Genomic DNA, 6,391 nt, shown 5'->3' with positions numbered 1-6,391 from the left:
TCAAATAGTTTAACCAACTGCTCCCGCTGATGCTCACTCACCAAACTTCGAGCTCTCAATGAAAACTACTCCCCACTAATCGGAAACTGATTTCTCAGTCCAACTAATGGGGAGCAGTTCAAGGGGGCGGTGGGGGTGTTTTGCATTTGGGTATGAGTCTTGAGTACAAACCTTGGGGGAGCTGCGGGGGTAAAAATTGGTAACGTAAGAGTAACAATCACCTGCTCCAGTTTCCTGTAACAAAGTATGCCCCTAGCTTTAAATCTATGAGCAATCCCTATTCGAATAATAATTCCTTTAATTCAGGAAACAATGGTCCAGGTACTCCCGGACCTGCCAGTGAATCTGCGCCCTACGGAAACGGCGCGAACGGCCAACCAGGCTACGGGCAGCAGTACGGTCAGCAACAGTTCGGGCAACCCGGATACGCCGGAAGCACCTACCAAGGAGAAGATTCCCTTTTTGGTCGTGACGTAGACGCCATTCAGGTAATCGCGGATAGCTTCCGCTACTTCGGCCGCAATTGGGCGCAGTGGATTTTCGGTCCACTGGTGCAGATCGTAATTGTCTCCATTCTCTATTTGCTGTTGACCCTCGTCCTAGCAGGCAGCGGTACATCCATTGATGCCCTAGCCAATAGTGGCTCGGGTTCCGATGCCGCACTTACTGGTGGGTTAATTGCGGTAATGTTCTTAGCTATTATCGCCATGTTCCTAGTGTTTATTTGGTCCATTAGCACCTGGTACAAGGCTGCTAATAAACAGGTTGATACCGGGATGCTGGAGATAAAGGACTTTCTGAGCTTTAAAAATGTCGCCGGTCTCATGGCGGTGAATGTGCTTTCGTGGCTGGTTATTTCCCTGGGCTTCATTCTCCTGATTATTCCGGGACTCTTCGCCGCCTTCTTCTTTACTTGGATGCCGGCTGTTAAGGCCGTACGTCCTGAGCTATCCGTTGGCGAGACCTTTGGGGCTTCCATCGAGGTAGCGAAGAAGAATGTCGGAGTGACCATCTTGGTAGTCGTCCTGAGTGCCGTCCTGTACGTAGTGTTGAGCTTTACCCTAGTCGGCATGTTTGTGTACCCAGCACTGAACACCCTCATTTTGGTCCTCTTCGTCCGTCGCACGCTCGGCTTGCGCGGTTAGAAAACCCCGCAGCCGCACGATAGTTGCGCAAGTAAGGCCCTGCTCGTCCACCGCATGAGATGGAAGGCAGGGCCTTAATTGTTGGTCGGCGAGGAACCAGGAAACTAGCGCACCGGCAGTGGGCTAGCCAGGTAATCGGCACCGGTGAGCTCGCCATTGTTGAAAGACAAGACCCACACAGAAGCCTTCTTAAACTTCAGCTTGTCCACCGGCTTTTTCAGGAACTTTGGGGCGAGGTCCTCGATGATGCCAGGAATGGTGGCGCCCTGGCTTACGATGACGGGAACGCCGCCTTCGTTGACCACGCGGCGGAAAGCTTTCTTGGCTGCTTCTGGGTCGTTCTCCCAGGCCTCGTCGCCAAAGTTTTTGTTGATGGAAATGTCCTTGCCTAGTTCGTCGGCGAGCGGGGCAGCCGTCTGCTGGCAGCGCTGGGGCAAGGCTGAGTAAATCGCGGTGGGGTGGAAAGCACTCAGCATCGGCACCAGCATCTCTGCTTGGCGGCGGCCCTTTTTATCCAGTGGGCGAAGGTTGTCATCGCCTTCCCAGCTACCGCTGTCATGCGCGCGTGCGTGGCGCACATAGAGCACGCGGGTAGCGGGCGCGATGCGTAGGCGCTTAGCCGCCTTGGCCACTACCGCGGTATCAACGTCGTAGGACAGGAGGTCCTGCGCCTCGTCGATGGGCAGCCACCGTAGCTCATCGGTTTCACTATTGGCGGAATAGGTTCCGCTCAGGTACTTGGCTACCCAGTAGTAGACCACCTTAGTGCGGCCCTGGACTGGGTACGTTACCTTGCCGATGAGCTTGCCTAGACGCACGTTAAAGCCGGTTTCCTCCAGGATTTCCCGGGCTGCGGTGGTAGGTAGGGACTCGCCCGGATCAACCTTGCCCTTGGGCAGGGACCAATCATCGTAATGGGGGCGGTGGATGAGCGCGATTTCTGGGTCCTGCGGGGAGCCGCGCCAGATCACGGCGCCGGCAGCAAGGGTAGTGCGGTGGAATTCTTTGGCGGGGTCCACCGGGATTTCCTGATGGCGGCCGGAAATAAATTCCTCGTGCTGCTGATCCTTGTCGGTTTCGTGCATCTTTTTAATATTGGGCATCGTCTGCCTCCACGGGGCCTTTCCACAGAAATTGGGTGTTTGAAAACAACGTCTAAGCGCCCATTGTCCCACGGGTAAGGCGCGTTGTGCATCCTCGCCCCACGGGGGTCGGGCATGCTTTAAGGTTGGGGTTATAGATTTGCACGTTTGGAGGAGACACCATGGTTAATGTTGCCGTGATGGGTGCTGGTTCTTGGGGCACTACCTTGGCCAAGGTCTTTGCGGACGCCGGAAATGACGTTCGCTTGTGGGCGCGCCGCACGGAATTGGTGCAGGCCATCAACGAGACGCACATCAATCCGGACTATTTGCCGGATACCCGGCTGCCGGCCGCGGTGCGGGCCACCCACAATGATGCGGAAGCGCTTGCGCTTGCCGACGTCGTCGTGTTCGGCGTTCCCTCCCAAACCTTGCGCGCCAACGTGGAAAAGTGGGCGCCGCACCTGCCAGAGGACGCGACCCTGGTGTCTATCTCGAAAGGCGTGGAGACCGCCACGCTCAAGCGCATGAGCGAGGTCATTATGGATGCGGCGGGCGTGCCAGAAGACCGCGTGGCGGTACTGTCTGGCCCGAACCTGGCCAAGGAGATTGCTGCCGGCCAAGTGGCCGCAACGGTGATTGCCTGCTCCGATGAAGACCGCGCTCAGCGCGTGCAAGCAGCGGTCGCCGCGCCGTACCTGCGGCCCTACACCAATACCGACGTCATCGGCGCAGAAATCGGTGGCGCCTGTAAAAATGTCATCGCCTTAGCCTGTGGTATCGCCTCCGGCAAAGGGCTGGGCAATAACACCATGGCCACCATCATCACCCGCGGTTTGGCGGAAATTACCCGCCTGGGCGTGGAGTTGGGGGCGGATCCATTTACTTTCTCCGGCCTCGCAGGCATGGGCGACTTGGTGGCAACATGCACCTCGACACTCTCGCGCAACCGCACCTTTGGCTACCGCTTGGGTCAAGGCGGCACGATTGAAGAGGCCAAGGCTGCGACCAATGGCCAGGTCGCGGAGGGCGTCTACTCCTGTGACTCCATCTATCGCCTCGCCCAGCAGGCCGGAGTTGAGATGCCTATCACGCACGCGGTTTATGGCGTGTGCTACGAGGGTATGGCGGTGGAAGATATGATCATCGCTTTGATGGGTCGGTCCAAGAAGTCGGAGTAGGTCGAGGGTAAAATCTGCGGGCATGACTGAAAAGACCCGCGTGGCCGTTATCTATGGCGGCCGTAGCACCGAGCACTCCGTATCCTGCGTATCCGCAGGCGCGATCATGAACCACCTCGACCCAGAGAAATTCGAGGTGGTGCCCATCGGCATTACCCGTGAGGGCACGTGGACGCCCGGCACCACTGAGGGGTTAGAAATTGTCGATGGTGTCATGCCGGAGGTCAGCCCAGGTGTAGAACTGACCCTTTCTCTTGATCCCAATGCCAGGGGACAGTTCCACAACGTCACCGACGGCACGCTCTTCGCAGAGGTCGACGTGGTATTTCCCATTCTGCATGGCCCCTTTGGTGAGGACGGCACGGTCCAAGGACTCTTTGAGCTTTCCGGCTTGCCCTATGTAGGCCCAGGGGTATTGGCTTCCTCGGTGGGTATGGACAAGGAATTTACCAAGAAGGTGCTGGCGGCCGCAGACCTGCCAGTAGCACCCGAGGTTATCCTCAAAGGCCGCACCGAGCTAAGCGAGGACGAAAAGCAGCGACTAGGCCTGCCCGTCTTTGTAAAACCCGCACGCGGTGGATCCTCCATCGGCGTATCCAAGGTCACTACTTGGGAGGAGTTTCCCGCAGCCGTTGACCTCGCCCTGGAAGATGACGAAAAGATCCTGGTGGAGCCGGAAATCGTAGGCAAAGAGGTAGAAATCGGCGTACTTCACTATGCCGATGGCACCTTGCTGGCCTCCGTCCCAGCGCTGCTCGCCGGTATCGATGATTCCGATGAGGGCTTTTATGGCTTCGACACCAAGTACCTCGACAATGTGGTCACCGCCGAAATCCCTGCACCTTTCGCACCTGAGCTGACCGAGAAATTACGAGGCATGGCAATCCGCGCCTTCGAGGCCCTCAACTGTGAGGGTCTGTCCCGAGTCGACTTCTTCGTCACCGAGGACTCCGTGTACATCAACGAGATCAATACCCTGCCGGGCTTTACCCCGATCTCCATGTACCCGCAGGTGCTCGCGGCTTCCGGGGTGGAATACTCGGCGCTGCTCGAGGCGCTTATCGAGCAGGCCCTAGCCAAGTAGGCCCGAGCGCTGCCTACTTTTCGGTCGTGTGCTCTGCGAGCACATCGCCGAGTTCCACGAGTGCCGCTTGTGCGGCATCTTGTGGGGCGTGTAGCGCAAGGTAGTCTTCGCGGCCGAGGGCAAACCACGTGCCTGCGGTCGTGCCATGGGCCAAGGTGGTGTCCTCGAACCACGGAATATCGTTAACCTGCTGGAGCTTAACTCCGGCGCGATAGTTCTCCGGCTTGGCTACGCCGCATCGCGCAACGATGTCTTCGCGGCCTTCGGCGCTCCACACATAGGTATTTTTATCCTCAACCTCGCGGCGCCGGTAGCCCTCAGCCACCGAATCGGGCAGGGCCTTGTCTACTTCTGCGCACATCTGGTCATCGCCCGCCTTGAGCGCCTTGAGTGGCGCCTCGTGGGCAGTGGCAGGCTTTTCTTCGAGGGAGGAGAGGGCGTCGTTAAGCTCGCCCGGCTCTGCATCAGTGGAGGCAGTGACCGCGACAACGGGGAAGCGCTGCGGCGCATACCAAGTGGTGAGGTTCGAGCCAGGGGTGGCATCGCGCACCTGGAACCACTGTTCGCCCTCTACGTCCTGGGTCTGGGAGTACTCGGTGTACTGGAAAGGCATATCCACGCCACAGCGCACGGTGACCTTATCGTCTGAAGTAGCGGCCCAAGCTGCGACACCGGAAGGCACGGGTTCGGCAATACCTGCACGTTGCTTATCCATGACCTCATCCGGAAGGGCGTCGATAAAGCTGCGGCAGGCTTGCGAGTCTGCTTCCTTAGACTCCACGGGGGAGACCGCCACGGGTGCTTTGGCGACGTTATTGAATACGTATTTTGCGCCGAAAAGGACCGCCAGAACCATCACTATGGACAACCCAAGTGAAATGAAGATCGCGGTGCGGTTAAATTGGGATGTCATAAGGGCTCATAGTATCGAAAGGAAGCTGGTGAACTTAACTCAGACTCTCGCAGATGTGGGAGAACGCGCCGCTATCCGCGAAATTACCTCCGTGGCCTCCAGTGGGCTCAATGGAGACGATGCCGCGGTTCTGCCCAGTGCGCCGCCGAATTCCCGCACCGTGGCGGCCACCGATTTGATGGTGGAGGGACGTCATTTCCTGCGCGAGTGGTCTACCCCGCGCGAGATTGGCAAGAAGGCCATCTTGCGCAATTTTGCCGATGTGGAAGCTATGGGTGCCCGCCCGGTTGCCGCCCTCCTTGCAATCGCCGCGCCAGGCGATACCCCGGTGCCCTTCGTGCGCGGCATTGCCGAGGGAATCGCGGAGCATAGCTCTTTCTATAACGCCGAGTTGGTAGGCGGCGACCTAACGAAGTCCGATCTTTTGGTCATTAATATCACGGCCGTAGGCTTCCTCGGCGGCAGCCTTCCTGCCTTGACCTTGGACGGGGCGCGGGCAGGCCAGCAGGTAGTAGCGCACGGCAAGATCGGCCACTCGGCCGCCGGCTTGGCCTTGTTGGAGCGCTTTGGCCGGAACCTTCCTGCAGGGCATGAGCACCTGCAGCCGCTTATCGACGCCCACTGTGCCCCCTGGCTCAACCCCGGCCGCGGCGTCATTGCCCGTGCCGCGGGGGTGACCGCAATGACCGATAACTCAGACGGTCTGATTCAAGACTGCACGACGATGGCCGAGCACTCCTGCGTGCACATGGACTTGGATCCGCAGGCCTTGCAACCGGAAGAATTGCTGTGCCAGGCCGCGGATCTACTCGGCTGCGATCCCTGGGAATGGGTACTCAGCGGCGGCGAAGACCACACTCTCATCGGCACGACCGCAAAGGAAGCACCCTCGGGATTCCGAAAGATTGGCACCGTAACCCGCGGCTGCGGGGTTACGCTGGGAGGCACTACACCGAGCTATCAGAAAGGCTGGCTGAGTTTTTAAC

Annotated in this window: 6 protein-coding genes; 4 read left to right on the top strand and 2 right to left on the bottom strand. The window is 58.6% G+C overall.

The genetic code is table 11. The annotated features are described in order from the left end of the window. The first annotated feature begins 266 nt into the window (after window positions 1-266). Complete coding sequence (locus MHY22_RS11215; RefSeq protein WP_239279363.1) at window positions 267-1,145, top strand: hypothetical protein; 879 nt, start codon at window positions 267-269, stop codon at window positions 1,143-1,145. Window positions 1,146-1,249: 104 nt separating this feature from the next. Here the strand turns inward: MHY22_RS11215 and MHY22_RS11210 are convergent, their stop codons facing one another. Beyond that, a complete protein-coding gene (locus MHY22_RS11210; protein WP_239279362.1) occupies window positions 1,250-2,248 on the bottom strand; it encodes a bifunctional NUDIX hydrolase/histidine phosphatase family protein in 999 nt (332 codons plus the stop codon). Between the two features lie 161 nt (window positions 2,249-2,409). On the opposite strand from MHY22_RS11210, the gene MHY22_RS11205 reads away from it, so the two are divergent. After that, entirely contained in the window at window positions 2,410-3,408 is a 999-nt protein-coding gene (locus MHY22_RS11205; protein WP_239279361.1) for an NAD(P)H-dependent glycerol-3-phosphate dehydrogenase, read from the top strand. Window positions 3,409-3,430: 22 nt separating this feature from the next. After that, window positions 3,431-4,492: a D-alanine--D-alanine ligase family protein gene (locus tag MHY22_RS11200; protein WP_239279360.1), complete on the top strand. Its 1,062-nt coding sequence runs from the start codon at window positions 3,431-3,433 to the stop codon at window positions 4,490-4,492. A gap of 13 nt (window positions 4,493-4,505) precedes the next feature. Here the strand turns inward: MHY22_RS11200 and MHY22_RS11195 are convergent, their stop codons facing one another. Further along, window positions 4,506-5,405, bottom strand: a complete 900-nt coding sequence (locus MHY22_RS11195; protein ID WP_239279359.1) for a DUF3515 domain-containing protein — start codon at window positions 5,403-5,405, stop codon at window positions 4,506-4,508. Here MHY22_RS11195 and MHY22_RS11190 point away from each other — a divergent pair. Further along, a complete protein-coding gene (locus MHY22_RS11190) occupies window positions 5,353-6,390 on the top strand; it encodes a thiamine-phosphate kinase (protein WP_239279358.1) in 1,038 nt (345 codons plus the stop codon). The genes MHY22_RS11195 and MHY22_RS11190 overlap by 53 nt on opposite strands. The last annotated feature ends 1 nt before the right edge of the window (window position 6,391 follow it).

Origin of the sequence: Corynebacterium sp. ACRPO, assembly GCF_022347205.1 — a bacterium.
Classification (GTDB): Bacteria; Actinomycetota; Actinomycetes; order Mycobacteriales; family Mycobacteriaceae; genus Corynebacterium.
Note: the sequence above shows the minus strand (reverse complement) of the source record. Positions and strands in the feature narration are given on the sequence as shown.

What these genes read in the sequence shown, in the direction of transcription:
- MHY22_RS11215 (WP_239279363.1), top strand. Translation starts at nt 267, where the DNA reads ATGAGCAATCCCTATTCGAATAATAATTCCTTTAATTCAGGAAACAAT.
- MHY22_RS11210 (WP_239279362.1), bottom strand. Translation starts at nt 2,248, where the DNA reads ATGCCCAATATTAAAAAGATGCACGAAACCGACAAGGATCAGCAGCAC.
- MHY22_RS11205 (WP_239279361.1), top strand. Translation starts at nt 2,410, where the DNA reads ATGGTTAATGTTGCCGTGATGGGTGCTGGTTCTTGGGGCACTACCTTG.
- MHY22_RS11200 (WP_239279360.1), top strand. Translation starts at nt 3,431, where the DNA reads ATGACTGAAAAGACCCGCGTGGCCGTTATCTATGGCGGCCGTAGCACC.
- MHY22_RS11190 (WP_239279358.1), top strand. Translation starts at nt 5,353, where the DNA reads ATGGACAACCCAAGTGAAATGAAGATCGCGGTGCGGTTAAATTGGGAT.
- MHY22_RS11195 (WP_239279359.1), bottom strand. Translation starts at nt 5,405, where the DNA reads ATGACATCCCAATTTAACCGCACCGCGATCTTCATTTCACTTGGGTTG.